22 protein-coding genes and 1 pseudogene are annotated in these 25,432 nt (G+C 72.2%); 10 read left to right on the top strand and 13 right to left on the bottom strand.

Annotated features, from left to right (window positions below; genetic code table 11):
* Positions 1-191 precede the first annotated feature (191 nt).
* Entirely contained in the window at positions 192-809 is a 618-nt protein-coding gene (locus NE235_RS07120; RefSeq protein ID WP_252800146.1) for a DsbA family protein, read from the top strand.
* A gap of 108 nt (positions 810-917) precedes the next feature.
* Positions 918-1,994: a glycosyltransferase gene (locus NE235_RS07115; protein WP_252800145.1), complete on the top strand. Its 1,077-nt coding sequence runs from the start codon at positions 918-920 to the stop codon at positions 1,992-1,994.
* A gap of 68 nt (positions 1,995-2,062) precedes the next feature.
* On the opposite strand, the gene NE235_RS07110 is transcribed toward NE235_RS07115, so the two are convergent.
* Together NE235_RS07110 and NE235_RS07105 are read right to left on the bottom strand one after the other, a co-directional pair.
* On the bottom strand, positions 2,063-2,836 hold the full coding sequence (locus NE235_RS07110) for a class I SAM-dependent methyltransferase (RefSeq protein ID WP_252800144.1): 774 nt from the start codon (positions 2,834-2,836) through the stop codon (positions 2,063-2,065).
* Between the two features lie 73 nt (positions 2,837-2,909).
* On the bottom strand, positions 2,910-4,121 hold the full coding sequence (locus tag NE235_RS07105) for a nucleotide disphospho-sugar-binding domain-containing protein (protein WP_252800143.1): 1,212 nt from the start codon (positions 4,119-4,121) through the stop codon (positions 2,910-2,912).
* A 323-nt stretch (positions 4,122-4,444) separates the two neighbouring features.
* On the opposite strand from NE235_RS07105, the gene NE235_RS07100 reads away from it, so the two are divergent.
* Both NE235_RS07100 and rfbH read left to right on the top strand, forming a co-directional pair.
* Positions 4,445-5,290, top strand: coding sequence for an NAD-dependent epimerase/dehydratase family protein (locus tag NE235_RS07100; protein ID WP_252800142.1), 846 nt, complete (start codon positions 4,445-4,447; stop codon positions 5,288-5,290).
* Between the two features lie 29 nt (positions 5,291-5,319).
* Positions 5,320-6,663, top strand: a complete 1,344-nt coding sequence (gene rfbH / locus NE235_RS07095; protein WP_252800141.1) for a lipopolysaccharide biosynthesis protein RfbH — start codon at positions 5,320-5,322, stop codon at positions 6,661-6,663.
* 53 nt (positions 6,664-6,716) lie between these two features.
* Here rfbH and NE235_RS07090 read toward each other — a convergent pair whose 3' ends face one another.
* The 5 genes from NE235_RS07090 to NE235_RS07065 all read right to left on the bottom strand — a co-directional run bounded on the left by NE235_RS07090 (position 6,717) and on the right by NE235_RS07065 (position 14,887).
* Positions 6,717-8,117, bottom strand: coding sequence for an MFS transporter (locus NE235_RS07090; RefSeq protein ID WP_252800140.1), 1,401 nt, complete (start codon positions 8,115-8,117; stop codon positions 6,717-6,719).
* Positions 8,118-8,221: 104 nt separating this feature from the next.
* Positions 8,222-10,045 carry an ABC transporter ATP-binding protein gene (locus NE235_RS07085; RefSeq protein ID WP_252800139.1) on the bottom strand — a complete coding sequence of 608 codons (1,824 nt, stop codon included), beginning with the start codon at positions 10,043-10,045 and terminating at the stop codon, positions 8,222-8,224.
* Positions 10,042-11,217, bottom strand: coding sequence for a cytochrome P450 (locus NE235_RS07080; protein ID WP_252800138.1), 1,176 nt, complete (start codon positions 11,215-11,217; stop codon positions 10,042-10,044). Before NE235_RS07080 ends, NE235_RS07085 begins: the two co-directional genes overlap by 4 nt.
* A gap of 71 nt (positions 11,218-11,288) precedes the next feature.
* Entirely contained in the window at positions 11,289-14,384 is a 3,096-nt protein-coding gene (locus tag NE235_RS37210; RefSeq protein WP_289848283.1) for an amino acid adenylation domain-containing protein, read from the bottom strand.
* A gap of 62 nt (positions 14,385-14,446) precedes the next feature.
* On the bottom strand, positions 14,447-14,887 hold the full coding sequence (locus NE235_RS07065) for a pyridoxamine 5'-phosphate oxidase family protein (protein ID WP_252800137.1): 441 nt from the start codon (positions 14,885-14,887) through the stop codon (positions 14,447-14,449).
* A gap of 198 nt (positions 14,888-15,085) precedes the next feature.
* Between NE235_RS07065 and NE235_RS07060 the strand changes: the two genes are divergently transcribed.
* Positions 15,086-15,577, top strand: coding sequence for an SgcJ/EcaC family oxidoreductase (locus NE235_RS07060; RefSeq protein WP_252800136.1), 492 nt, complete (start codon positions 15,086-15,088; stop codon positions 15,575-15,577).
* 3 nt (positions 15,578-15,580) lie between these two features.
* Here NE235_RS07060 and NE235_RS07055 read toward each other — a convergent pair whose 3' ends face one another.
* The 4 genes from NE235_RS07055 to NE235_RS07040 form a co-directional block, all read right to left on the bottom strand.
* On the bottom strand, positions 15,581-16,219 hold the full coding sequence (locus NE235_RS07055; protein WP_252800135.1) for a sulfotransferase family protein: 639 nt from the start codon (positions 16,217-16,219) through the stop codon (positions 15,581-15,583).
* Between the two features lie 36 nt (positions 16,220-16,255).
* Positions 16,256-17,296, bottom strand: a complete 1,041-nt coding sequence (locus NE235_RS07050; protein ID WP_252800134.1) for a type III polyketide synthase — start codon at positions 17,294-17,296, stop codon at positions 16,256-16,258.
* Positions 17,297-17,378: 82 nt separating this feature from the next.
* Positions 17,379-18,902, bottom strand: a complete 1,524-nt coding sequence (locus NE235_RS07045) for an arylsulfotransferase family protein (protein ID WP_252800133.1) — start codon at positions 18,900-18,902, stop codon at positions 17,379-17,381.
* 125 nt (positions 18,903-19,027) lie between these two features.
* The gene (locus NE235_RS07040) at positions 19,028-19,972 is read right to left on the bottom strand and encodes a DUF6924 domain-containing protein (RefSeq protein ID WP_252800132.1); all 945 of its coding nucleotides are present in this window, start codon (positions 19,970-19,972) and stop codon (positions 19,028-19,030) included.
* 420 nt (positions 19,973-20,392) lie between these two features.
* Here NE235_RS07040 and NE235_RS07035 point away from each other — a divergent pair, with 420 nt between their 5' ends.
* From NE235_RS07035 to NE235_RS07020, 5 genes and pseudogenes are all read left to right on the top strand, one after another.
* Positions 20,393-21,145 (top strand): SDR family oxidoreductase, encoded by a 753-nt coding sequence (locus NE235_RS07035; RefSeq protein ID WP_252800131.1) that lies wholly within the window; start codon positions 20,393-20,395, stop codon positions 21,143-21,145.
* A 44-nt stretch (positions 21,146-21,189) separates the two neighbouring features.
* Positions 21,190-21,387: a hypothetical protein gene (locus tag NE235_RS07030; protein ID WP_252800130.1), complete on the top strand. Its 198-nt coding sequence runs from the start codon at positions 21,190-21,192 to the stop codon at positions 21,385-21,387.
* A gap of 225 nt (positions 21,388-21,612) precedes the next feature.
* Positions 21,613-21,855 carry a hypothetical protein gene (locus NE235_RS07025; protein ID WP_252800129.1) on the top strand — a complete coding sequence of 81 codons (243 nt, stop codon included), beginning with the start codon at positions 21,613-21,615 and terminating at the stop codon, positions 21,853-21,855.
* A 15-nt stretch (positions 21,856-21,870) separates the two neighbouring features.
* A pseudogene (locus NE235_RS38605) lies at positions 21,871-22,038 on the top strand (ferritin-like domain-containing protein); the annotation flags it as partial.
* Between the two features lie 59 nt (positions 22,039-22,097).
* Complete coding sequence (locus tag NE235_RS07020) at positions 22,098-22,487, top strand: hypothetical protein (RefSeq protein WP_252800128.1); 390 nt, start codon at positions 22,098-22,100, stop codon at positions 22,485-22,487.
* Here the strand turns inward: NE235_RS07020 and NE235_RS07015 are convergent.
* Both NE235_RS07015 and NE235_RS07010 read right to left on the bottom strand, forming a co-directional pair.
* Positions 22,462-23,370 carry an RNA polymerase sigma-70 factor gene (locus NE235_RS07015; protein WP_252800127.1) on the bottom strand — a complete coding sequence of 303 codons (909 nt, stop codon included), beginning with the start codon at positions 23,368-23,370 and terminating at the stop codon, positions 22,462-22,464. The two genes, NE235_RS07020 and NE235_RS07015, sit on opposite strands and share 26 nt — an antisense overlap.
* A 167-nt stretch (positions 23,371-23,537) precedes the next feature.
* On the bottom strand, positions 23,538-25,430 hold the full coding sequence (locus NE235_RS07010; protein ID WP_252800126.1) for a sialidase family protein: 1,893 nt from the start codon (positions 25,428-25,430) through the stop codon (positions 23,538-23,540).
* Positions 25,431-25,432 lie beyond the last annotated feature (2 nt).

The raw sequence follows: 25,432 nt of genomic DNA, 5'->3' as shown, positions 1-25,432 counted from the left end.
GCGAACGGCTCGCTCCGGGGTCCACCCGGACTCGAGTGGGACTCCCGGCGCGCCTGCCAGGCTGCTGCGGCAGCGTACCCGTGAAGGAACACGCGCCAGGGCAGACGATCGGCGGCGGGTCGCGCCGGTGGCCGGCGGGCCGAACGGTCGGCCCGGCGGCGGCCGAGAGTCTTACGGCGAGGAGGCCGACATTGCCGCACGACGCCCGTACCCCGGTGGACTTCTGGTTCGACCCGGCCTGTCCCTGGGCCTGGCTGACCTCCCGGTGGATCCTCGAGGTGGCGAGGCTGCGTCCCGTGGAACCGCGCTGGCATGTGATGAGCCTGACGGTCCTCAACGAGGGGCGCGGCGACCTGTCCGAGCAGCAGCGGAAGGGCCAGGCGATGCGGCTGGAGGCGGTGCGGATCTGCGTCGCCGCCGAGCAGAAGTACGGCTCCCAGGTGCTGGGAGACCTCTACACGGAACTGGGCACCCGGTTCCACCATGAGGAGGCGCCCCGGGAGCGTGCCACCTACGAAGCGGCGCTGGCCGCCGCGGGCCTCGATCCCGCACTGGCCGGAGCGGCCTGGTCCGACGAGTTCGACGAGGCGCTGCGCGCCTCGCACAAGGACGGCGTCGACCGGGTCGGCACGGAGGTGGGCACCCCCATCATCGCGGTGGGGGACGCGGCGTTCTTCGGGCCCGTAGTGTCGCCGGCCCCGCGCGGCGAGGCCGCGGTCAGGCTCTGGGACGGCGTCCTGGCCGTGGCCGGGACCGACGGCTTCTTCGAACTCAAGCGAAGCCGTACCCGCGCCCCGATCGCCACCTGAACCCGCCCCGCACTCTGATCTCCATCTGAGCCCGCCCGCGCTTCGAATCCCTAGTCGAGCCCGCCCGGCGCCCGTTCGCGCCGTCGCACGTGGAAGAGCTGAATTCCGATGAAGATGCTGTTCACCGCCGGTGGCAGTCAGGCGATCGTCTTCGCCATCGCCCCCCTCGCCTCGGCCGCGCGGAACGCCGGGCACGAGATCCTCCTGGCCGCCGACGAGTCGCTCATGGAGGTCGCGGAGGCCATCGGCCTCCCCGCGGTCTGCATCATCCCCGAGCGCATGCGGTTCGGGCAGGACGTCCTGACCGCCGCCGTCCGGCTCGACGCCCTCCTGGAACTGGCGGAGGACTGGGCTCCCGACCTGATCGTCGGCGGGCTGTCGCACGTTCCCAGGGTGTTCGCCGCCCGGCTCGGTGTCCCGTACGTGCGTCAGGCGTGGCACTTCGCCTCGATGGATCGCCGCGACCGCACGGTGCTGGAGGGGCTCGCGCCCGAGATGCGGCGCCTTGGGGTGGCGGAGCTGCCGGAGCCCGCCATGTTCATCAACCTCTGCCCCCCGTCGCTCCGGCCGCCGGGTTCGCCCGCCGCGAGGTCGATGCGCTGGGCCCCCCGCGTGCGCCAGGCCCGCGTCGAGCCGTGGATGTACACGCGCCCCGACGGACGACCCCGCGTCCTGATCACCGCGGGTACCCGCAACCTCGTGCTCGACACCCTCGGCACTCCGCTGCGTGCGCTGGTGGACGAGCTGACCGGGGCGGGGGCCGAGGTACTGGTCGCGGCGCTTCCCGAGGCCGCTGAGCGACTGGCGCGGGAGACGGGCGACGTCCGCGCCGGCTGGATCCCGCTGGACGTGGTCGCCCCCACCTGTGATCTGGCCGTCCACCACGGCGGCGCGACCACCGTGGCGACGATGATCAACGCGGGTGTGCCCCAGCTGCTCATCCCCGACATGGGCATGAGCAGGAACATCGCCGAGTCCCTGTGCGGCTTCGGCGCCGCCCTGATGGTGGAGGAGCGGCGTACGGACGCGGACCGGAACCCGGGCGAGCTCATCGGCGCGCGCTGCCGGGAGATGCTCTCGGACCCCGGGTACGCCGAGCGGAGCCGGCTCCTCGCCGAGGAGAGCGCCTCGCTCCCGACTCCGGCCGAGGTGCTGCGCGAACTGGAGGCCCTGCCCGCCGCCTGACGGCCTCTGGGCGCTCCACCGGCCCGACCACGGTCACTTCTCCGTGATCGGGCCGGTGGAGCGCCGCGTCAGTCGTTCCAGCGCAGGTAGATGACCGGGGGTTCCCGGCCGGGGATCTGATGCAAGGTGGCCTGGCCCAGGTCCAGGACCTCCCGCAGCGCGGCCGTCTCGCCGGGCCATTTGGGGTGGGCGAGTTCGTCGAAGGCGACGATGGCGCCGCGGGCCAGGTACGGGGCGATGATCTGCAGCACGTCGCGGGTCGGCTCGTACAGGTCCAGGTCGAAGTAGGCCATCGCGATGACGGTCTGGGGGTTGTCCCGCAGGTACCGGGGCACCGTCTCGCGCACGTCGCCCTGGACGATGAAACTGCGCTGGACGTGCCCGAGGGGTTCGCCGAGTTCGTGCGCGCGCAGCACCTGGCGCAGATGCTCGGGGAAGTCCTCCGACGTGCCGAACCGGCCGGCGACCGCGCTCGGGCTGACCCGGTCGACGTCGCTGACGTCGGGGAACCCGGTGAAGGTGTCGAAACCGATGATCCGGCGCAGGGAGTTCTGCGGCTCATAGAAGCCGCGCAGCGCGGTCAGCGCCGCCAGGTGACGCCCGTGCAGCACCCCGAACTCCATGATCACGCCCGGCACCTCACGCGCCTGCCGGTACAGCGCGTCCATGCTCAGCAGGTCACTGAGCTGGCACCGGCGCAGGTACAGGGCCAGGTGATCGATCAGGTACTCCACCGGAATCGGGGTCTTGGCCAGCAGCTCCGTCAGCCGCTCCCGCGACTCACGCTCGGCCGGCGACTCATGCGGCACGATCGACGGATCGGTGTACCGGGGACTTCCCATCTGCCTGTGCTCCTCTCCAGCGCCTCTCCGCGGGCCCTGCCGGCCCTGACCGGTGGTGATCTCCGGCCCTCGGCTATCGGGAGGCCAGCGCTTCCAGCTTCGGAACGATCTCGGCGGGTGTCGGCTGGGCCGCTATCTCCTTGGCGAGGAAGGTCGCCCGTTCGGCGTAGCCGGGCTCCGCGAGCATCTCCCGGCAGGCCGCGGCGATCACCTCACCCGGGTCCCGGCCGGTCCCCTCCGCCCGGGGCCGCAGCGCCCTGGCCGCGCCGAAGTCACTGAGGGACCGCGCCATGGCGTCCCGGTGGTAGTCCGGCTTGCCCTCGGGGATGATCAGTTGCGGCACGCCGCTGACCAGGAGTGTCGGGATGGTGGTCGCGCCGCCGTGATGGACGGCCAGATCGCAGGTGGGGGCGACCGCGTCCAGCGGGATCCAGCCGACGCGGACGTCGCCCATGTCCTGGCCGAACCGCTCGGACACGGAGATGCGGTCCGGGATCCGGTGCCCGGTCAGCTCCCGGTTCCCCGGGGAGGCGGCGACCAGCACATCGACCCCCGTCGCGGTCAGCTCACCCACCAGCAGCGGCATGGACCAGCCCTCGTCGTGGAACATGAGGCTCCGGCTTCCCGAGGTGATCAGGACGCGGCGGCGTCCCTCGGGCCGGGTGTACATCCATCGCTCGAGACGACGTTGCGGATGGCTCGGGATCCAGCGCACCGGCTGCGCGGGGGCGGGGGCGTCCGGGGGCCGGAGCGACGGGGGAGTCGCGTCGAGGATCAGATCGGGCCGCGGCAACCGGTCCAGCCCGAGACCCTCCAGGTCCGGCCGGAGCTCCTCCTCGGCTCCCGCGTCGATGCGCGCTATCGGGATCTGATTCTCGAAGAGGCGTACGTAGGGAATGCCGAGGCGGGCGGTGAGCAGCATGGCGGAGAAGCACAGCGCGGTGCCGACGACCAGGTCCGGGGACCAGTCCCCGGCGAACTCCAGCAGCGGCTCCAGCCCGGCCCGGCCCATCCGGGCGAAGCCCCGGCCCTGGCCGGTCATCTGCTCGTCCGCCGGCAATGGAGAGGACCGCCGGGAATCGTCCGTGGCGGGCAGCCCCATGTAGTGCCGCATCGGCTCGGCGGTGAAACAGAACGTGGGAAGACCGATGGACTCCGCGGTCTTCACCCACGGCTCGTGCGCGGCCAGCATGACCTCATGCCCCGCGCTCCGTGCGGCCGTCGCCAGCGGGGCGACTGCGAAGTAGGTCGGTTGAGATCCCGTGACGATGAACAAAATCCTCATGGCGACCGGATGCCTTCCAGGGGGCACGTCGAATGCGGGAAGCGGCGTTCGAACTCGGTTGATCGAACCGCGGACGGGCTCTCGGATCGTTTTACCGCGAGCACGATGAGGCCGCGAGCGTTCAACCGCGTCAAGGGCGCACTCGGACGAGGCGCCCGGAAATGGGGGAGCGAAGCGGTTCGACCTTTACTCGACCGTCGCGCGATTTCTCGTCGGCACCATGACTTCTCGGCCCAGCGTCAGAGTCGGATCGAGTATCGCATGCGAAATTCTCATCGGAGAGACGACCGTACCCGGTGGCCGTCATCGACGATTCGGCGAGAATGCGAATCCTGCTGACCGGCGGCACCGGCCGTGTCGGCAGCCGGGTCGTGCCCGCGCTGCTGAATCGCGGGGACCGGGTGCGCGTTCTCGTCCGCGACTCCGCGCGCGGCGCTCCGCTCGCGGCCCGTGGCGCCGAGATGATGGCCGGGGACCTGTGCGATCCCCCCACGCTGCGCGGCGCGGTCGACGGCGTGGACGCGGTGGTGCATCTCGCCGCGGCGACCGGGCGCGACGCGTCCCCCGAGCAGCTGACGTCGGTGAACCGGGACGTCACTCTGGCGCTCGCCCGGGCGGCGCTGCGCGCGGGAGCGGTTCGCTTCGTCTTCGCCAGTACGTACTTCGTCTACGGCCCGGGCCGCGGGCGCCCCGCGACCGAGGACGACGACCTGAGGCCGCAGGGGGCCTACCCCGGCAGCAAGGCGGCGGCCGAGGAGGCGCTGCGCGACCTGCACCGGCGGGACGGGCTGGGGTTGCGGGTGCTGCGCTTCGCGCTCGTGTACGGCTACGGGGACCCGCACCTCACGACGTCCATGGCGCGGATCCGGACGTGGCCGGCGCACCGGCGCCTGCACCTCGTGCACCACGCCGACGCCGGCCAGGCCGTTCTCCGGGCCCTGCACACGGACGGCGTGGACGGCCGCGCGTTCAACGTCGCCGACGACGCGCCGGTCACGGCCGCCGAGCTGCACCGGCTGCACGGGTGGTCCCTCGACGCCGAGGCCGCGGACCGGCCCCTGAGCGATCCCTGGGAGGGCATCGTGGACGCCGCCCGGATCCGCGCGGACCTCGGCTTCCGGCCGCTTTTCCCGACCGTGTACACCGCCTGGGACGCGGGCGCGTGGTGACCGATGTCGAGTGCTCGTGGAGGCATGCCATGACCGAGTCGAAGTCGATGCTGCTGGAACAGGTCCGGGCGTATCACGCCGAGGCGTCGTCGCCGGTGGAGTTCGTTCCCGGCGTGACCCGGCTGCCTCCCTCCGGGGCGGTACTGGACGAGGACGACCGCGTCGCGCTCGTGGAGGCGGCGCTGGATCTCCGCATCGCCGCGGGCGCCCGCGCGCTGCGGTTCGAGCGGGAGTTCGCGCGCGTGCTCGGCCGGCGCAAGGCTCACCTGACGAACTCCGGGTCATCGGCCAACCTCCTCGCGATCTCCGCGCTGACGTCACCCGTACTCGGAGACCGCAGGCTCCGGCCCGGGGACGAGGTGATCACGGCCGCGGCGGGCTTCCCGACGACCGTCAACCCGATCGTCCAGAACGGCATGATCCCGGTGTTCGTCGACGTGGACCCGCGCACGTACAACGCGACGCCCGACCGGATCGAGGCCGCGATCGGGCCCCGGACGCGGGCGATCGCGCTGGCCCATTCCCTCGGCAATCCGTTCGCCGTCGACGAGATCGCCGAACTGGCCGCCACGCACGGGCTGTTCCTGGTCGAGGACAACTGCGACGCCGTCGGCTCGCGCTACAAGGGGCGGCTCACCGGCACGCGCGGCGACCTCGCGACCGTCAGCTTCTATCCGGCGCACCACATCACCATGGGGGAGGGCGGCTGCGTCCTCACCGACGACCTGACGCTGGCGCGCGTCGTCGAGTCGCTGCGCGACTGGGGGCGTGACTGCTGGTGCGAGCCGGGAGAGGACGACAGGTGCCACAAACGGTTCGGCTACCGGCTCGCGGACCTTCCGTACGGGTACGACCACAAGTACACGTTCTCCCACGTCGGGTACAACCTGAAGGCGACGGACCTGCAGGCGGCGCTCGGCGTCAGCCAGCTCCGCAAGCTGCCCGCCTTCGGCGAGGCGCGGCGGCGCAACTGGCGGCGGCTGCGCGAAGGCCTGGATGGAGTGCCCGCTCTGCTGCTTCCCGAGGCGACGCCGGGCGGCGACCCGAGCTGGTTCGGTTTCGCGATCACCATCGCGGCGGACGCCGCCTTCGGGCGCCGTGAGCTGATCGACTTCCTGGAGTCACGGCGGATCGGGACACGCCTGCTGTTCGCCGGGAACCTGACCCGCCACCCCGCCTACCAGGGACGCGATCACCGGATCGCCGGCGAGCTCACGAACAGCGACATCATCACCGAACGCACGTTCTGGGTCGGCGTCCACCCCGGGCTGTCCGACGAGATGATCGACTTCATGGCCGCCTCGATCCGGGAGTTCGCGACCCGGCAGGGTGACGCGCCGGCCCGTCACGCGCCCCAGAGCGTCCCGCGCTGAACCCGCCCTGGCGTCCCGGATGCCGGGTCGCCAGGGCGGGGGGAACGCGCGTCTCACCGTACGCGGGGGAGGAGCTGGACCAGGGCCGCGACCAGCGCGTCCAGGACGATCAGTAGGACCAGCCCGGCGGCGAAGGCGTGCGGGAACGTGCCGAGCGCGCCGTAGAAGACGACGCCGATCACGGCCACGCCGATCGCGCCACCGGCCTGCTGGGCGGTGCTGAGCACGCCGGAGGCGGCGGCGGCGTGCCCGGGCTCGACACCGTTCAGCACCAGCGCGGGCAGCGGTGCCATGACCAGGCCCATCCCGGCGCCCGCGATGACCAGGCCGGGGATGACCCAGCCGACGGCCCCGTGCTCGCCGAGTTCCGTTGCGGTCAGCGCCAGCACCGTGTATCCGAGCGCCATGCCCAGTGCGCCGACCGCGATGACCTGACGGCCGAGCCTCGCGGCGACCGCGGCGGCGCGGGCGGAGGACAGGAAGTAGCCGAGGCCCAGCGGCAGGAAGACCAGCCCGGACTCCAGCGCGGACAGCCCGCGCCCCTGCTGGAGGTAGAGGGCCAGGACCAGGAAGAACGAGCCCATCGTCATCGACTGCAGCAGGCTCACGGCCGTGCCCGCGGTGAACGAGCGGTGCCGGAACAGCGCCGGCGCCACCAGAGGTGCGGCGGCCCGCCGCTGGTACAGGGCGAACGCCGCGAGGAGGACGACCGCCGCTCCCAGGCACTCCCAGGTCCACATCGGCCAGCCCTGCTCGCGGCCCTGCACGAGGGGGAAGACGATCGCGACCAGGCCGAGGGAGACCAGGACGGTGCCGACCGGGTCCAGCCGGGCGCCGGCCGCGGCGCGGGACTCCGGCACCAGCCGGGGGACCAGCGCCAGCGCGGCCGCGCCCACCGGCACGTTGATCAGGAAGATGGTGCGCCAGCCGAGCCCGGCGATGTCCGCCCTGATCAGGATGCCGCCGATGAGCTGCCCGAACACGCCGCCGAAGCCCATCGCGACGCCATAGGCGTTGAACGCCCTGGCCCGGTACTCACCGGTGTAGACGGTGTTGATGATCGCCAGCACCTGGGGCATCAGCAGCGCCGCGCCGAGCCCCTGCACGACCCGCGCGCCGATGAGGAACCCGGCGGTCGGGGCCTCCCCGCACGCCGCCGAGGCCAGCGTGAAGACGGTCAGCCCGATCGCGAACATCCGCCGCCGGCCGTACAGGTCGCCGAGCCGCCCGGCGGTGATCAGCCCGGCCGCCAGCGCCACCCCGAAGCCCGCGACGAGGAACTGGATCTGTGACGGGGTGGCGTTCAGGTCCCGCTGGGTGGCGGGGATCGCCACGTTGACGATGAAGAAGTCGAGTGTGGTGATGAAGATCCCGGTGAGGAGGACCAGCAGGGTCCCCCAGCCGGGGGCGGCCACCCGTACGGGGGCGGCCGCGGGCGCCTTGATGGCGGTCATCTCGGTTGTCTCCTGCTCTGTCGGGCGGTTGCAGGATCGAGATTGCCGCCGAGGCCCGTACCGTGGCGATTACGTGGAAGGTCATGAAACGGCCGCGCCCCTGGTCACCGTGCGTGCCGTCGGCGCCGTCGTCCGGTTCGCCAGGGATCGTGCCCGGCCCCGGTCTCGAAGTACGGGGCGCAGGCCAGTTCACGGTAGACCGGATCGGATCGCAACAGCGCCGCATGGCGTCCGACGGCTCGTACGCCGCCCTCGATGAGCAGCACTATCTGATCCGCCTCCGCGGCGACCGACACCCGGTGGGTGGCGGCCAGGACCACCCGGCCGCGCGCCTCCCGGGCCAGCGAGTCCAGCAGCGTGCGCTCGCTGATCGCGTCCAGCTGGGAGGTGGCCTCGTCCAGCAGCAGCACGTCCGCGCCGCGAAGCAGCGCCCGCGCGACCGCCAGCCGCTGCCGCTGGCCCCCTGAGATCGCCACCCCGCGTTCGCCGACCGGCGTGTCGAGGCCTCTCGGCAGGGAGCCCGCCCAGTCGTCCAGGGCCACGGCGCGGAGCGCTCCGCGCACGTCGGCGCGGCCCGGGCTCGGCACCCCGTACAGCATCGCCTCACGCACCGTTTCACCGAGGAGCGCGGCCTCCTGCTGCACGTAGGCGAGCCGCCGCCGCAGCCCGTCACGGTCCAGTTCGCGGACGTCGACCGCGTCGAGCAGGACCCGGCCCCGGTCCACGTCGGCGAACCGCAGGATGAGGCTGAGCAGGGTCGTCTTGCCGGCGCCGGACGGTCCGACGAGCACGGTGAGGCCGCGGCGTGCCGCGAAGCTCACGTCGCGCAGCACGGGCCGGCCGTCGTAGCCGAACCACACCGCGTCGAAGCGCACCTCGGGATCCGGTCCGCCGCCCGGACCGTTCCGGGCGGCCCGCTCGGTGACGCGGGCCGTGGAGGGGAGCTCCTCCGCCTCCGCCGGCAGGGAGCGCAGTGCCTCGATCCGCCGGACGGCCGCCAGGCCCTGGGCGATCTGGGGGATGGTGAAGGCGAGCGCGTCGATCGGCTCCCCCAGGAACATCACGTAGAGCAGGAACGCGACCAGGTCGCCGACGCCGATGGCGCCGGACACGACCCTCGCGCCGCCGACGGCGAGTACCGCCAGGAAGGTCACGTCGACCGAGAAGGCGGTGAGCATTCCGAGGAGCGCCTCGACGCGCACCGCCCGCCGTCCGGACCGGAAGGCGGCCTCAGCCTCGGCGCAGGCGTGGTCGGACTCCGCCCGTTCGGTGCCCGACGCCTTGACGGTACGGAACGCGATCAGCGCGCGCTGCATCGACGAGGTCATCGCGGCGAGGCGTCCCTGTGCCTGTTCGGTGGCCTCCCTGACGCGCTGTCCCGCGACCATCTCGCCCGCAGCGGTGATCGCGAGGAGCCCGACGACCACACCGAGCATGATCACGTCGATGGTGCCCATCAGCGCGAGCGCCGCCAGTACGACCGCCGGCGTGGCGGCGGAGCGCACGAGGGCGTCACCGACCGTGTCCCGCAGCAGGGTGGTGTCGGCGCCGATGCGGGAGAGGAGGTCGCCGACCGGCCTGCGTTCCACCGCGGCCACGCTGCCGCTCAGCACGCGCCGCACCAGGGTGCAGCGCAGATTCGTCACGAGCCGCAGGGCGCCGCGGCCGAGGAGGAACGTGCAGGTGCCCGACAACGCCATCCCGATGACGGCGAGTCCGCCGAGGACCATGAGCGGCCGGACCAGGCTGCCGCCGGCCTTCAGCTCGTCCAGGACCCAGCGTGCGATCAGGGGCTGGGACAGGGCGGCCGCGTCTCCCACCAGTTCGAGCACCATCATCACGGCGAGGAACCGCCGCATGCCCCGCACGTGCCGCCAGAGAACGCGCAGTGAGCCGGCCGGCCGGCCGGGCTCGTTCGCCGGGCTCACCAGTCGACCGGCAGGGCCAGCGGCGACTTGGCCGGTGACTCGTTCTCCCACGGCAGTTCGCTTTCGTCGACGGCCAGGCGCAGGCCCGGGAAGCGGTCGAGGAGGGCGTCGAGCGCCACGGAGAGTTCGGCGCGGGCCAGGTGCACGCCGATGCAGTAGTGAGCGCCGTGGCCGAAGGTGAGGTGGGGGTTGGGGTCCCGCCGCAGGTCTAGCCGGTCGGCGTCGGGGAACACCGTGCCGTCCCGGTTGGCGGCGGCGAGCACCGGCAGCACGGCCTCCCCGGCCTGGATCGTGCGTCCGCGCAGGCCGATGTCCCGGGTCGCCTGCAGGACGACGACGCCGTTCAGCACCGGCAGGTAGCGCAGCAGTTCCTCCACCGCCCGCGGCATGATCGCGCGGTCGTCGCGGAGACGGGCGAACCGGCCGGGCTGCGTCAGCAGGACGAGGATCGCGTCGGCCAGGAACATGGTGCAGGTGCGGTAACCGGCCATGAGCATGGACAGGCCGAAGGTGACCACGTCCTCCTCGTCGAGTTCGCCGCGGTCACATCGGCATGTCAGCCGGGTGAGCACGTCGTCCCCGGGCCGGCGTCGTTTACCGGCGATCACCTGGGTGATGTAGCGCCGCAGCGTGCGGGTGACCTCGCGTCCCTCGTCGAGCGTCACCAGCGCCCCGAGCGCGGCGTCGGCCATGGGCAGGAAGTAGTCCCTGTCCTCGTACGGGATGCCCGCCAGGTCGCACATCACCAGGAGCGGGAACGGTTCCGCGAAGTCGGCGGCGAGGTCGGCCGGCGGGCCGCCGGTCTCGACGTCGTCGAGCAACCCCTCGGCCAGCGCCCGGATACGTCCCCGGTGACCGTCGACGGTATGGGCGGCGAACTCGTCGGCCAGCGCCCTGCGCAACGCGGCGTGCCGGGCGCCGTTCAGCTCCATCATGGTCGTCAGGCCGGGACCCGGGTCCGGGGGGTCCCCGGGGCGGACGGGCCAGGCGTTGATGGTCGGCCTGATCAGCCTGCCGTCCCCGAGCAACGCCCTGACGTCCGCGTAACGGGTGACGTACCAGGCGGGGGCGCCCATCGGCGTGCGGACCCACGCGAGCGGGCAGTCCCGCCGCAGCCGTTCGTACTCCTCGACCGGCCCGATCTCCCCTGGCGGTGCGATCGGGAAGTCCATGACAGGCGGCCGTCGCCCGTCCGCCGCGCCCCCCGGGGGCGGTGCGCCGCCGGACGGTGTTCGCTTCGCGGTCATCTCGTCCCTCCTGCGGTCCGCCGCGGACGCGGGAAGTATCCGGTCGAGAAGAAGTACGCGAGGTACCGGTCGAGCAGCGCCTGGTCGACCGGGGGGCAGTGCAGGCCGCTGCCGGCGAGGTCCCGGTCGACGTTGTCTCGTCCCAGCGACGGGAACGTGCCCTCGAAGTACATCTCCTTGACCGAGATGTCGGTCTTGTTGCTGCGGTCGACGCACAGCGGCAGGAAGGGCGCGGTCGGACTGGTCGGATGCTCGGCGACATGCCTCACCAGTTCCGTCACCCATCGCGAGTAGGGGAGCGTGGTGATGCGGCAGCCGGCGGCGCGCATGCGGTCGAGCATGTCCGCCAGCCGGGCGGGCCGGGGATTGGTCAGGTGGTAGACCCGCCAGGCGGCGGGGCGGTTGGTCGCGAGGTGCACGACCGCGTCGGCCAGGTGGTCGACGGGGACGAAGTCCATCGGCAGCGGCACGTCGGGCGCGAGGCCGGTCTCGGCGATGGTCTTGAACAGCGAGCAGATCGCGGTCTCGGTGTTGCACGCGCCGTTGTGCCGGTCGCCGGTGATCTCGTAGGGGCGGTACACCGCCACCGGAAGGCCCTGGGCGGCGGCCTGCTGCAGGACCCGCTCGGCGACCCACTTGGTCTCGGCGTACCCCATCGTGAGCCGGTCCGCGTGCGCGAGGGGCAGGTCCTCGTCGACCCGCCGCACCCCGGCCGTACCGAAGCCGGCGACCACCGCGATCGTGGACAGGAAGTGGACCGGGACCCGGCGCGGGGCCGCCAGCCGGATCACCGACCGGGTCCCGTCCACATTCGCCGCGCGCAGCTGCGCGTACGGATACAGGAAGTTCACCTCGGCCCCGGCGTGGATCACCAGGTCGAGGACTCCGGAGAGTTCGGCCGCGTGCTCGGCGGACAGGCCGAGCCGGGGCGCGGTGAGATCCGCGGGGAAGCACACGATCCGCTCGGTCACTCCCGGTGGGGCGAGGCCGAAGCGGGCGAGGTTGGCCGCCAGCCGCCGCTCGGCGCGCCGCACGTCCCGTGCTCTGATCGGGCAGTGCACCGTGGTCGAGGTCGACCGGAGCAGCCGGTCGACCAGGAAGGCGCCGACGAACCCGGTGGCGCCTGTGATCAGGGTGTGCCGGGGCTCGTCCCAGCGCGGCGCGGGGCCCTGCCGCGGCGGGAGGTCGAACCCGAGTACGGCCTCCGCCTCGAAGTCCACCGTCCCGGGGGCGGTGGTGCCGGCGCGGCGCATCTCCTCCACCGCCTCGGCGTAACCGGCGAGGGTCGGCGTCCGCAGGAGCCGGCGGACCAGTTCGCTGCCGTGCCGCGCGTCCATGTCGAGTGCGGCCAGGGTGCGCGTGACGACCTCGGCGGCGAGGAGGGAGTCACCGCCGAGGGCGAAGAAGTCGTCGACGCACGTGGGGCGGACCCGCAGGGCGTGCTGCCAGATCTCGGCGAGGACGTCGGCCGGGCCCGTCACGGCGAGCCGCGCGGACCCCGGGCCCGCCCGGATCGCCTCGGCCGCCTCCGCGGCCAGGCGCTCCCGGTCGATCTTCCCGGCGGGGGTGAGGGGGAGGCGTTGCCGTACGACCAGTCGCGACGGCATGGCCGGGGCCGGCAGCCAGGCGGTGAGGTATTCGCGCAGGTCCTCCGGCGACACCGTGGCCCGGGGGTCGGCCGGTGTGACATAGCCGATCAGGTGCTCGGCGTTCCCGTCGTCGCCGACCACGCCGACGACGGCCTCGCCGACGGCATGGTGCGCCCGCAGCCTGGTCTCGACCTCCTCCGGTTCGACGCGGTGGCCGCGCAGCTTCACCTGCCGGTCCATCCTGCCGTGGTAGCGCAGCGCGCCGTCGGGCAGCCAGGACGCCCGGTCCCCGGTGCGGTACAGGCGCGTGCCCGGCGCGAAGGGATTGTCGACGAAACGCTCGGCGGTCAGCTCCGGGTCTCCGAGGTAGCCCAGCGCCAGTCCGTCTCCGCCGACGAAGAGTTCGCCCTGCTCGCCGACCGCGGCCGGCGCGCCGTCCGGCCGCAGCACGTAGCAGGTGGAGTCGGCCAGCGGACGGCCGATGGGCACGTCGCCGGCTCCGGGCGGCAGGTCGCGGACCACCTGGGCGGTGGACACGACGCTGTTCTCGGTCGGCCCGTAGAAGTTGACCAGAGTCGTGTCCGGGCACGCCGCCAGCACCGCGCGCGCCAGCGCCGGGTCCAGCGCCTCGCCCCCCGCAGAGACGAACCGGAGGCACCGCAGGGCCTCGGGCCTGGTCCGGGCCACGCCGTGCAGGACGCCGGTGGTCAGGTAGGCCACGGTCACCCGCTCCGCGCGCAGCCGCCACTGCAGCGCCGTGGGGGACAGCAGGTCCTCCCGGTCGACCAGCACGAGGCAGGCCCCGTTGAGCAGCGCGGACCAGATCTCGATCGTCGACGCGTCGGACGAGAGCGCGTACGCGTGGAGCACCCGGTCGCCGGGGCCCGGCCGTGACCCCGCCACGTCGGCGAAGGCGAGCCGGACCACCCCGCGGTGGGGGATCCCCACCGCCTTCGGCCGGCCGGCCGAACCCGAGGTCGACATCACGTAGGCGCAGTCGAGCGGCGCCGATTCCACGACCGGTGGACCGCCCACCGGCTCCGGTGCGGGGGCCTCGTCATCGGGCAGGTCGACCCGGGCGCGCAGCCGGCGCACCCGGCAGGCCGCATCCGGCAGGACCACCGCCGTCTGCACCCCGGCGTCCTCGGCCAGGGCGCGCAGCCGGGCGGGCGGCAGTGTGTCGTCCAGCGGAACGTAGGCCGCGCCGGCCTTCAGCACACCGAGGAAGGCGACCAGGGCGTCCAGCGAGCGCCCGCCGCAGACCGCCACCGGATCCCCGCGCCGGACGCCCACGCCGCGCAGCCGTACGGCCAGGGTGTCGGAGCGGTCTCGCAGCTCGCCGAAGGTCAACCGGCGGCCGGCGTGCACCGCGGCGACCGCGCCGCCCCCTTCCGCCGCCCGCGCGTCGAACAGCCCGTGCAGGCAACTGTTCCGCGGGTAGCCGGTCGCGGTGTCGTTCCACTCTGCCAGCGCGGAGACGACCCGGCAGCGCTGAGCAGACATGGCGGGCTCCTTTGCTGAGACTGCGCACGGCGCGCGGTTCGCGTGATCGCGTGATCGCCGGATCAGCTGAACTGCCGCGCGAAGGCGGTGAAGTCGGCCGTCCTCCACCGCTGGGGACGCATCCGGAAGGTCAGGTACTCCTCGAGTTGGTGCCGGTTCGCGTCCAGGTAGGCGACGGCGGTGTCCCGGTCGAGGTAACGGTGGGCGATCGCCTCCCACTCGGCCCGGTCCAGGCCGTCCTCCACCGCCACGACGGGACCTTCGACGCTGACATAGCGATAGGGCGGGACCTCGCTCTGCGCGCAGAGGCTGAATCGCCGGGCCCGCTTGATCAGGTCGGCCTTGGTCGAGGTCCGGTCCGTCAGGACGGTCACCACCCCGCCGGGCTCGTAGCCGTACCAGACCGGCACGAGCAGGGGAGCGGACGTCCCCCGCGGATCGGTCACTCCGAGCACGCCCACGTGCAGGTCCGCGAGGAACCTTTCCCGGCAATCGCTTGACATGGCAAGGTTCATCTACGCCCTCCACACAAAAGCCGCCGAGATGCGTCTTCTCGGGACGAAATGCCCGCTAGCCGACCCGTCATTCGGTAGTTGACCAATGATGACGAAATCATTGACCAGGTGTGGTTTGTCGGGGAGATCACCCGAGCATGCTCGGCGGAAGGGAAATGTACTGCTCCTGCGACCATCGTGGATGGCATGTCCGAGACCACTGAACAGGTGAAGTCCGCCGAAGCCTCCGTGCGAGCGCTGTACGACGATCTGCTCGCCGCCTGGAACCGAGGCGACGCCCGCGGCTTCGCGGCGCTCTTCGCCTCCGACGGCGTGCTGGTCGACGACGACGGCGGCCACGTTCCAGGAGCCCGGATCGAAGAGCACCTGACACCGTTCTTCGCGGACGAGGTTCCGGCGTCGTACGTGTCCAAGGTGCGTGAGGTACGGCCGCTGAACGACGGCGTGGTCCTGCTGTGCGCCATCGCCGGGATGACTCCGCCGGGGCGGACCGTGCTGGACCCCGCCGCCAACTCCGTGCAGTCACTGGTCGCCCAGAAACAGTCCGGCGGCTGGCGGATAGCGCTGTTCCACACCACCCCGGCGCGGTACCGCGATCGACCGGAACTCGCCAGACGGCATGCCGACGAGCTCCGGGAGATACTCCACCGCTCCGCCGGTCGTCCCGGCGGGCCCTAGAGATCAGGGCGAGGTCCCGGACTGCTCCCGCAGCAGGGAGCCGAAATCCTCCCGGCGGTTGCGGTGCGGGAACGGCGCGTCCGGCACCGGCCGGTCGAGGAACGCGCACAGCGGCCGCCAGCCCTGAGCCACGTCGAAGACCAGCAGCCTGGCGGCGGGCACCCGCCCGTGCACGGCCGCGACGTGGTCCTCGAAGATCCGCGACGAGTGGTCGCGGTCCGTGAAACGCCCGCCGAACAGGCCGTCCCACACCACCTCGCGGGCCATGGCCCGGACCTCGGCCAGGACGGGCGAGGCGAGCGGCGAGTCGTCGATCGCGGCGCGGTAGATGGTGCCGAGGACACTGTCGTACCAGGACGCGAAGTCGCGGGTGGTGAGAATGACCTTCGCCGCCGGGTAACGCTCGACCAGCTCGCGCCAGAACCGGGCGCCGGGCCAGTCCACGGTCGAGCGGTATCCCCGATAGACCTCGTCCCAGTCCACGGGCTCACCACGGGCGGCGCGCCGCCACAGCCCGACCTCACCCGGATGCTCGGCCAGCCCGAGCATGTGATGACAGGGCGCGAAACCGAGGCGTTCCAGTGCCGTCTTCAACGAGAGCGTGCCGGTACGGCCGAACCCGGCGCCGATGACCTCCAGCATGGCGACCCCTTCCGCAGGACGGTCCGGTCGTTCGTCTCAGGCGCCGCCGAGAAGGACGGCCCAGATGGTCGCCCCCGGCCCGAACGCCAGCGCGACCCCGTGTTCTCCGGGAGCGAGCGGGCGGGAATCCTGCAGGCGCTTGAGCACACAGATGACGGCCGGTCCGGCGGTGTTGCCGTACTCCCGCATCACCGCGCGGGAGGCGTCCACCGAGCCGGCCGGCAGTGCCAGTTCTTCGGCCACCCGGTCGATGATCCGGCGTCCTCCGGGGTGGAGCGCCCACCACCGGACGTCCGCGCGGGAGAGGCCGCGCCGGCCGAGCAGGCGGTCGGTCGGGCCTGCCACGGCCGCCGCGGTGACGTCGGGCATGGTCGGGGCGAGGCGGACCCGCATGCCGCGATCGCCGACGTGGATCTGCAGGTCGTCGGCGAACTCGGGGACGTAGAACGTCTCGGTGTCGAGGATGTCCAGCCCCCTGACGTGATCCCCGCCGGGGCGCACCACGACCGCGGCGGCGCCGTCCCCGAAGAGCGTGAGCACCACGGCCTGCTCTTTGTCGTACGGCGGCGGCGGCAGGTACGGCGAGAACAGGTCGGTACAGACGAGCACCGCCGGACGGCCATGCGTCTCGACCCAGTTCCGGGCCGTGGACAGCGCGGGAAGCGCGGCGTAGCAGCCCATCGGGCCGAGCGACTGGAACTCGGTGTCGGGCCGCATCCCCACCTGGGTGATCAGCGCGTCCAGACCCGGGGTCGAGTGCGCCGTGGTGGTGGCCGTGACCAGGAGGCCGACGTCGCCGGGCCGCAGGCCGGCACCGGCCAGCGCCTGCCGGACCGCCTCCCGCCCCAGGGCCCGGGCCACCGCCAGGCTGACATCCATGCGCCGGGCCGTTCCCCAGCCGCGAGGGTCCTCCGTGCGCGGGTTGACCGCCATCCCCTTCGTCTCTATCGCCGCGTTGCGGACGAAATTCATGACGTGGTGGCCGCCGGCGTCGGCGGCGAAGAACTCGGCGAACTCCTTCATCCTGATCAGAGGAGGGGAGGTGAACGCGATGCGGGTGATCCGCGCGGTGGCCATGACGCCCTCCCGTGATGCCGGTGGAACGGAGCCGCCTCCTCGAGCCGGGCCGGCCGACGGGGCAGGATGATCGGCGGCCCGGTCAGCGGGTCGTCCCAGGACACGTTCCCGGCCGCCCCGGAACCGGCGGCATCCGCGACTCCCCGCGCCCCCGGGCGCCGACGCCGAGCAGCCTGCCGTGCGCGTCCAGCGCCTCGACCTGGACGTACGGCGCCGAAGCCGACGTGCCGGGGAGCGTGATGGCCGTGTCCAGCCCGTTCCACGCCGCCTCCGCGACCGGTTTCGCGGCCTTCCGCGTCGGACCGGTGAGGACGCGCCAGCGAGCGACGCCCGTCGCGCCGTTCCAGACCGCGTGCACGGTGCGACCCCGGGGGATGACGGCCGGTGGTGTGCACGGCCGGCCGTTCCACGGCAGCCGGTACATCCGATAGGTGATCACCCCCTCGGGGAGTGCGGCATCGAACAAGCGGCTCCCGCCGGGGGAGAACTCCGAGATCCGGCCGGTCGAGCCCCAGCCCACCGCGGTGTCGCCGTTCGGCAGCTCCTGAGCGTTGCCCTGGATGGCGACGGACTCGCGCCGGGGTTGCACGATCTGCCGGACGAGCGTGGCCGTTCTGCCGCGGGGGTCGAGCCGGATCCAGGCGACGCGCGACGCGTGCCGATCCGTGAGGGTCCCGTTGTCGAAGACCCGGATCAGGTTCTCGCCGGCCCAGTGCGCGTCGTGTTGTCCGCAGAAGCGCACGCCGGGTCCGAGCCGGAACGTGCTCTCGCGCCCGCCCAGCCGCCAGATGATCCGCCCGGTCCGCCGGTCCACCTTGTAGACGGCGCACGTGTTCATGGCCGAGACGAGCAGGGTGCCGTCGGGGCCCTCATCGACCGAATTGAGGTGGAGATAGTCGTAAGGGCGGGGTTCGTGCGGCCGGAGCCCCGGGTGGTGGTTCTCCGTGACCGGTATGTGGTCCGCGGCGCTCCAGCGCCACAGGGTCCGGCCGGTCGCGACGTCGACCTCCTTGAGGACGCCGTCGCGGACGGTGTCGTTCCTGGTGCCGCCGATCGGGGTCAGATCCATGCGCAGATTCCGGGCGCCGATGAGCAGCACGGTGTTCCTTGGGGTGAGCTGCAACTCGTGCGGATCGGCGACATGCCGAACCGTCGCGATGACGCGATAGTGGGTGTCGGCGATGTATCCGGTGCCGTCGTAGGCGAACCCGCTGCGGTACGAGAGGACACCGTCCGCGAGGGCGCCCTGCAACCAGGTCAGCACCGGTCGCCCTCGGTAGCGCTGGACGCGCAGGTCGGTCGTGAACTGCCGGGCCGGGACCGGCCTGAACCAGACCGGCCGGCCCTGTCCGTCGAGGATCTCGTTACCGTCCCGCGGCGCGGGCGGCAGACTCTGCGGGGTTATCAGGATCATCCCCGGTGCCGCCCCCGGTCGATGCCGAAGGATGCGAAGCTCGGGCGCGGCGGGAAGGGCCCGGTGCGCGGTGCCGGGGTCCGGGACCACGGCGGGCGGCGGGACGGCGCCGAGCGCCGTCAGACCGAGAACGGACGACGTCACCGCCCCGCCGAGTGCGCGACCGGGCGGTCGCGGCTTCTTGCGGCTCATGCGGTTCCCCCAGTGGCTGGGTACCTGCCCATGGGGATTTACCGGAAAACTCCGCCCGTATCGCCCTGGACCGGGATTTGGGCCAGAGCGGAGGGCTCAGTGGCGGAGAGATTACCGAGCGGTCGTCAGAGGGCGTCCCACCACGGATCCCGGCCGTCCTCGGCGACGAACTCGTGGAAGTCCATGTTGCCGATCTCGAGGTTGCACGCCATCGATCCGACCATGCGGCAGGGGAGGACGGCGGCCTGCCCCGGGGTGTCGTCCAGGTCGACGACGGTCAGCGGGCGGTCGGGCTCGGCGAAGGTCCGGGCGTCGGCGAGCACGACCAGGATGGTGTCCTCCCCGGGCGGGACCAGCGCCGGGACCTGGCCCGCCGTGAGTCCCTCGAAGGCGCGGTCGTCGACGACCCGTGCCGTCAGCGGATAGTGCTCCACGTCGATCTCGTCCGGGTCCAGGTCCGCGCCGACCCAGCCGTCCTCGTCGGCTCCGCCCAGCTCGTCCAGCAGGGCACGCCAGCCCTCCTCGTCGTCGAAACAGGTACGGACCAGCAGAGCCGCGTCGGTGGCGGGTAGTGCGGGGTGGTCCCGGTGCGGCGGCGCCGCCGGCGCGGGGAAGGCCGGCCGGCCGCCGTCCCCCTGGTACATGCCGTAGACGTCCATGTCGCGCACCAGGTCGTCGAAGGCGAGTGCGCCGCCCAGCAGGGCGGCCAGGATCTCACCGAGCCGGTCCGAGGAGACCCGGACACCGCGCCCGGGCGCCACCGCCGAATCCACCAGCAACGGCCCGTCCCCGCCGTACACCACCGAGTCGTCCGCCAGGACGACGACCGGCGTCACCGGGCCGTCGCCCGGGACGAGCGCCGGGACGTTGCCGCCGCGCAGGTCGTCCCATTCGCCGCCCTCGACCAGGCGAAGCCGCACCCCGCCGTCCCCGAGCACGAGGACGTCGCCCTCCCGGCGGCCCCCGACCTCGCTGAACAGCCCGCCCCACAGGGGCGTGCCGTCCTCGTAAGAGGTACAGACCAGCAACACGTCACCAGGCTCCGGTCGGGGAAGCTCGGGAAGGGACATTGACACTCCTCAAGAAAACGCCGCGGTGGTCCCCGTCGTGAACGGTCCTGGCCGGGGGTGCCTCCTGTCCTACACCTCGCGCCGGACATTTCCCCGTAGGGCCCGAGCCCCCAGCGTGCGCGCATCCGTCCGGACGGCGATCGCCCTCGGCCGAAGAGCCGGAGGGGCCCGGCCGAGGGCGATGGTCAGTGCTGGTCCGGGGCGGGTCGGCCCACTCGGGGCGGGCCGGCCGCGCGTCACACGGCATCGCCACCGACGCGGTGGCTGAGGAGCACCACACGATCGGGCGGTGGTGGCCGTGACCACCACGACGGACCGCGATTTCTTCGCCGAGCACTGTCACAGCCCGGAGGGGTGTCCTGTCTTAGCTGGCGACCGGGTGGCGCACGGAGCGCCGCCGGAGGGACAGGAGGCTTGTCAATGAGGATCGTGGTGATCGGTGGTACCGGTCTGATCGGGTCCAAGCTCGTGACGAAGCTCGGTGAGCACGGCCACGAGGCGGTTCCCGCCTCGCCGAACACCGGTGTCAACACGCTGACCGGGGAGGGGCTGGCCGAGGTCCTGGACGGCGCGTCCGTGGTGATCGACGTGTCCAACTCCCCGTCCTTCGAGGACACCGCGGTGCTGGAGTTCTTCCGCACCTCGACCGGCAATCTGCTGGCGGCCGAGGAGAAGGCCGGGGTCGGGCATCACGTCGCGCTGTCGGTGGTGGGCACCGAGCGGCGGCCCGACATCGGCTACTTCCGGGCGAAGGTCGCCCAAGAGGAGTTGATCAAGGACTCGGGCATCGCGTTCTCGATCGTGCACGCCACGCAGTTCTTCGAGTTCGCCCGGCGGATCGCCGACGAGGCGACGGCCGGTGAGGCGGTCCGGATGCCGCCGGTGCTGTTCCAGCCCATCGCGGGCGAGGAGGTCGCGCAGACGGTCGGCCGGGTCGCGGTGGGGTCGCCGCTGAACGGACGGGTCGACATCGCCGGTCCCGAGCGGTTCCGGATGGACGAGTTCTTCCGCAGTGCTCTGACGGCCTGGGGTGACGAGCGTGAGGTGGTCACCGACCCGCACGCGCACTACTTCGGCGCCGAGATGCGCGAAAGCGATCTCGTTCCGGGCGACGGCGCGGTCCTCGGCGAGATCAAGTACGCCGACTGGCTGGCGAGTGACGCCGGCAGGTAGCGCCCGGCCCCGTCCCTCACCCCCGAGCCAGAAAGGTCGATCCCATGTCCGGCACTGATCCGGTCGGCGAGCCGAAGGCCGGCTCGTCCGTGTGGCAGACGGCGTTCACCACGATCCAGGAGGTCGAGCCGCCCTTCATCCCGGCGGGCGCGCACGTGATGACCGTGATCGTCGAGTACCCGCCCGGCGACCCCGGCGCGCCGCCGCCGCACAAGCACCTCCGGGTCGCTCGCGACTCCTGACCCACCACCGCGCCCCGACGGCAGGTGGCCCTCCGACGGGATCGGCGCCGCCGACCGAGATCCCGGCCGCCTGCCGCGGTAGCGCGAAATCGGGCCGCCTGCCGCGGCAGGCGTGAATCCGGCGGCCCTGGCCTGGCAGGCGGAGGCGTGCGCGCTGCCGGCCGGGACCAGGCTGCCGGCGCCCGGCCCGTCGGGTGACCCGTCCAAGCCACACGTGGAGGAGAGATGAACAAGCCGACCGGCGACGCCGAGTTCGAGGTCGAACTCGAGGTCGAGATCGAGGCAGAACTGACCATGTCCGAGTCGAGCCGCCCGGAGGAGTCCGCCGAGCTGCCGGCCTCGAAGTGGCTGTTCGATCCCACCGACGTCCAGCGCGAAGAGATCGAGCTCCGCAACCTCCTCGGTGCGGTCGAGGGACTGCACGGCGACTCCCGTTCCGGCCGGCGCGGCACCGGCGAGGGCACCTGAGATCTCCGCGAGCACCTGCAGTGGGCGATCGAGCTGGAACACGCGACCCTGCCGCCGTACCTGTGCGCGCTCTACTCCCTCGACCCGGAACGCAATCCCGAAGCGGTCGAGGCGGTGGCCGGAGTCTTCATCGAAGAGATGCTCCACCTGGCGCTGGCCGCGAACCTGCTCAACGCCGTCGGCGGGAGCCCGCGGCTGGACACGCCGCGTTCTGCATCGGGCGTACCCGGCCGATCGCCGACATGCTCGCCGACAGCGGGGACAGCGACGTCCGTTCCGACATCATGGGCCGCATCGACCACTGCCCATCGGGTTCCTACAGCTACGCCCTGGAACGCGGCGGCGAGACCATCGAGCCCGACCTGCCGCGGGCCATCTCCGTCCTCGAAGAGGAGAACGGCCTGGCCGGCGCGCTGTGGGTCACCGGCGGCGTGCCCGTACAGCGCGCGGACGGCCGGCCGCGGTCAGGAGTCCGCGGGCGTAGCGGCCAGGATTCCGTCGAGCAGACCGGTGGACTGGCCCACCTCGATGAGGTAGCCGTCGGGGTCGCGCAGGTAACAGCGCAGCTCCGACGCGCGGTCGAGCGGTTCGGCGACGAGGGCGGTGTCAGGCGGTGCCGGACGCTGCGGTGATCTTGGCCGGGTTCATCATCCACAGGACCCGGTCGATGCCATCGTCGGAGGCGTCGACCGTGAGGACGGTGAACAGTTCGCCGTCGCGGTGGAGCAGGGCGGCCGTCTGACCGTTCACGTCGGCCCACCGCACTTCGACACCGGCCCAGAACCGGTCCGCGAACGCTCTGACGTACTTGGCGACACGGACCGCGCCCACCACGGGGAAGCGAGACGCCCGTACGGCGCCGCCGCCGTCGGAGTAGCTGACCACGTCCGCGGCGAGGATCTTCTCGAGAGCGGCGAGATCGCCGGTGCGGGCCGCGGCGACGAAAGCGGTCAGCAGCCTGCGCTGTTCGGTGCCGGTCACCGGTGCCCGGCGCTCGGACCGCAGGTGCTTGCGGGCCCTGCTGACGAGTTGCCGGGCCGCCGCCTCGCTGACCTGGACGATGTCCGCGATGTGCGGATACGGGTAGTCGAACGCCTCACGCAGGACGTACGCCGCGCGTTCGGTCGGCGAGAGCCTCTCCAGGAGCAGCAGGACGGCGAGGCTGAGGGCCTCCCCGCGTTCGGCGCCGAGGTACGGGTCGGCGCTGGTGTCGATGGGTTCGGGCAGCCAGGGACCGACGTAGGTCTCGCGACGGACCCGTGCCGACTGCAGGATGTTGATCGCCAGCCGGGTGACCGTGGTCGCCAGGAACGCGGCCGGGTCGGCCACGGTGCCGCGGTCGTAGGACTGCCAGCGCAGCCACGCCTCCTGCACCAGGTCCTCGGCCTCGGTGGAACTGCCGAGCATCCGGTACGCGATGCCGAACAGGCGTGGCCGTACCCGGGCGAAGACCGCCGTGGCCTCGTCGAGGTCCTCCGGCCCACCCGGACGGGCCGCCGACCCGGTGTCGCCCACAATGATCGCCCCCGTTTCGGTCCCCGGACCGGCTCCGCTCCCATCTTGCCCTGGACAGCTGAGACAAGGCGGCCCGGGGATCTGTGACACCGCGCCGATCGGTGATCGAGCCGCGGCGTCACCGCGGGTGTCCGGGCGGCGCGGCCGGTGCCGCCCGGACGACCCGGTCAGCGGATCGGGACCGCGGCGGTGTAGATGTCCTCGTCGTTGGCGACGGAGGCGTTGGCGGCCGAGGCGTGGCACAGCCGCGGCGGGTTGCCGCTCGTGCCGGTGCCGGGGCAGGGGAACAGGGCGGCGTTGCGGGTGTCGGACCAGACCGGGTGGGCGGTCGTGGCGGTGGCGTCGACCATGATGTAGTCGCCGTAGAACTGGCCGTTGAACTGGCTCGGCGGCGGCATGCTGGACGAGGTCACCCGCGTGCTGGCGAAGTGGGTCAGATCCTTGGACGTGGTCACGGTGATATCGGAGAAGCCGGTGGTCTCGTCCGAGCCGTACTGCCGGTCGTAGTAGGCGGTCACGAGCGTGCCGCGGGGGCTGAAGACGGTGCCCTGCCAGTACTGGTCGCTGCGCGCCTGTGCGGTGTTGTCACCGATGACGGGCAGTTTCCGCACGTCGGTGGTGGTGCCGGTGAAGGAGGCGCCACCGTCGGTGGAGCTGGAGATCACGATGCCGTTGTTGCATCCGCCGGTCTTGACACCGTCGTACAGGCTGCCCAGCCCCTCTTCGGCCGCGGTGAGGCCGGCGGGCGTGCAGCCGCGGGCCTCGTTGGAGTCGCGGTTGAGGTAGGAGCCGGTGGTGACGACCACCCGCTTGGGGTTCGCCGGGTCGACCGTGACGTTGGGGTAGTTGGTGGCGCGGAAGACCGAGTCGGTGCCGCTTCCCTTCTCCGGTACGCAGTCGCGGCCGGGGTTCTTGCCGTCGCCCTGGTAGGTGTCGCAGTCGGGCAGGTCGTAGTAGTCGGTGGCCTTGACGGGAGCGGAGAAGGTCCTGCCTCCGTCGACCGAGCGGGCGAGCAGGACCTGGAAGCGATTGTCCTTGCCCGGATTCGCGGTGTTGTAGTTCGCCCACGCGACGTACAGGGTGCCATCCGCGGCGGTGATCGGCTGGGAGAACTGGTTGTCGTTGCAGCGCCCGTGCGGTGCGGGGATGTCATGACCCTGCGGGCACAGCGCCGAGTCGGAGCTGACCAGGACGGGGGCGCTGAAGTGCTCGCCGTAGTCGCTGGAGTAGGCCTCGTAGATGTAGGCGGTGCCGTCCTCGGGATAGGTCGTCCAGGTCACGTAGACGCGGTCCCGGTAGGGGCTGCGGACGTGGTCGTCGACGGTCAGCAGTTGCTTGTCGAGCAGGAAGTTCCCCGCGCCGGCGGTGTCGTCGTGCTCGGCGACCGGGCGGCCGGCGAAGTTGAACGACGCGCCGCCGGATCCGGTCGAGCGGTAGACGTAGAAGCCGCTGGACTGGTCGGCGTCCGGGGAGACGGCGTTGCCGCGCTTGAACTCCTGGCACGACAGGTAGGCGTTCCCGCGCGTGTCCCAGGCCACCGAGGTGTCCCCGCCGGACTGGAAGTACTCGCGCGGTCTCCCGCCGAAGGCCGTGCCACGGACGAACCCGTTCGGCGCCGTGGTGTCCGTCCAGGTGCGGCCGGCGTCGCGGGAGTAGGTGACGCCGCAGGTCCCGTCGCCGCGCCGGTAGTCGTTGTAGGTCGCGATGACCTGCCTGGGGTTGTTCGGGTTGACCGCGACCCAGGTCTCGTTCTGCGCCTGCCCGCGCCCGGCGAGGTCCGGGTCGGAGACGTTCGAGCAGTTCTGGTTGACCTTGACGTCATGGCCGTGATTCCCGTAACAGCCGGACGCGGCCGTCTCCTTCGGGACGGTGACGGTGTTCCTGTTCAGCCGCTGGGGGCCCAGGGCTTCGGCCAATGCTCCAGAGACATGTCGTTTCTGAACGGCGCTGAGCTTGGCGTAGCCGAACGGCTCGGCATTCGCGCCGGGCGTGATTAAGGCCGGCCCGCCGATGAGCAGACCACCGGCGGCGACCAGGCTCAGGGCACCACGTTTTCGCATCC

Origin of the sequence: Actinoallomurus spadix (genome assembly GCF_024055725.1) — a bacterium.
In the GTDB taxonomy this organism is placed as follows: domain Bacteria; phylum Actinomycetota; class Actinomycetes; order Streptosporangiales; family Streptosporangiaceae; genus Actinoallomurus; species Actinoallomurus spadix.
Note: the sequence above shows the minus strand (reverse complement) of the source record. Positions and strands in the feature narration are given on the sequence as shown.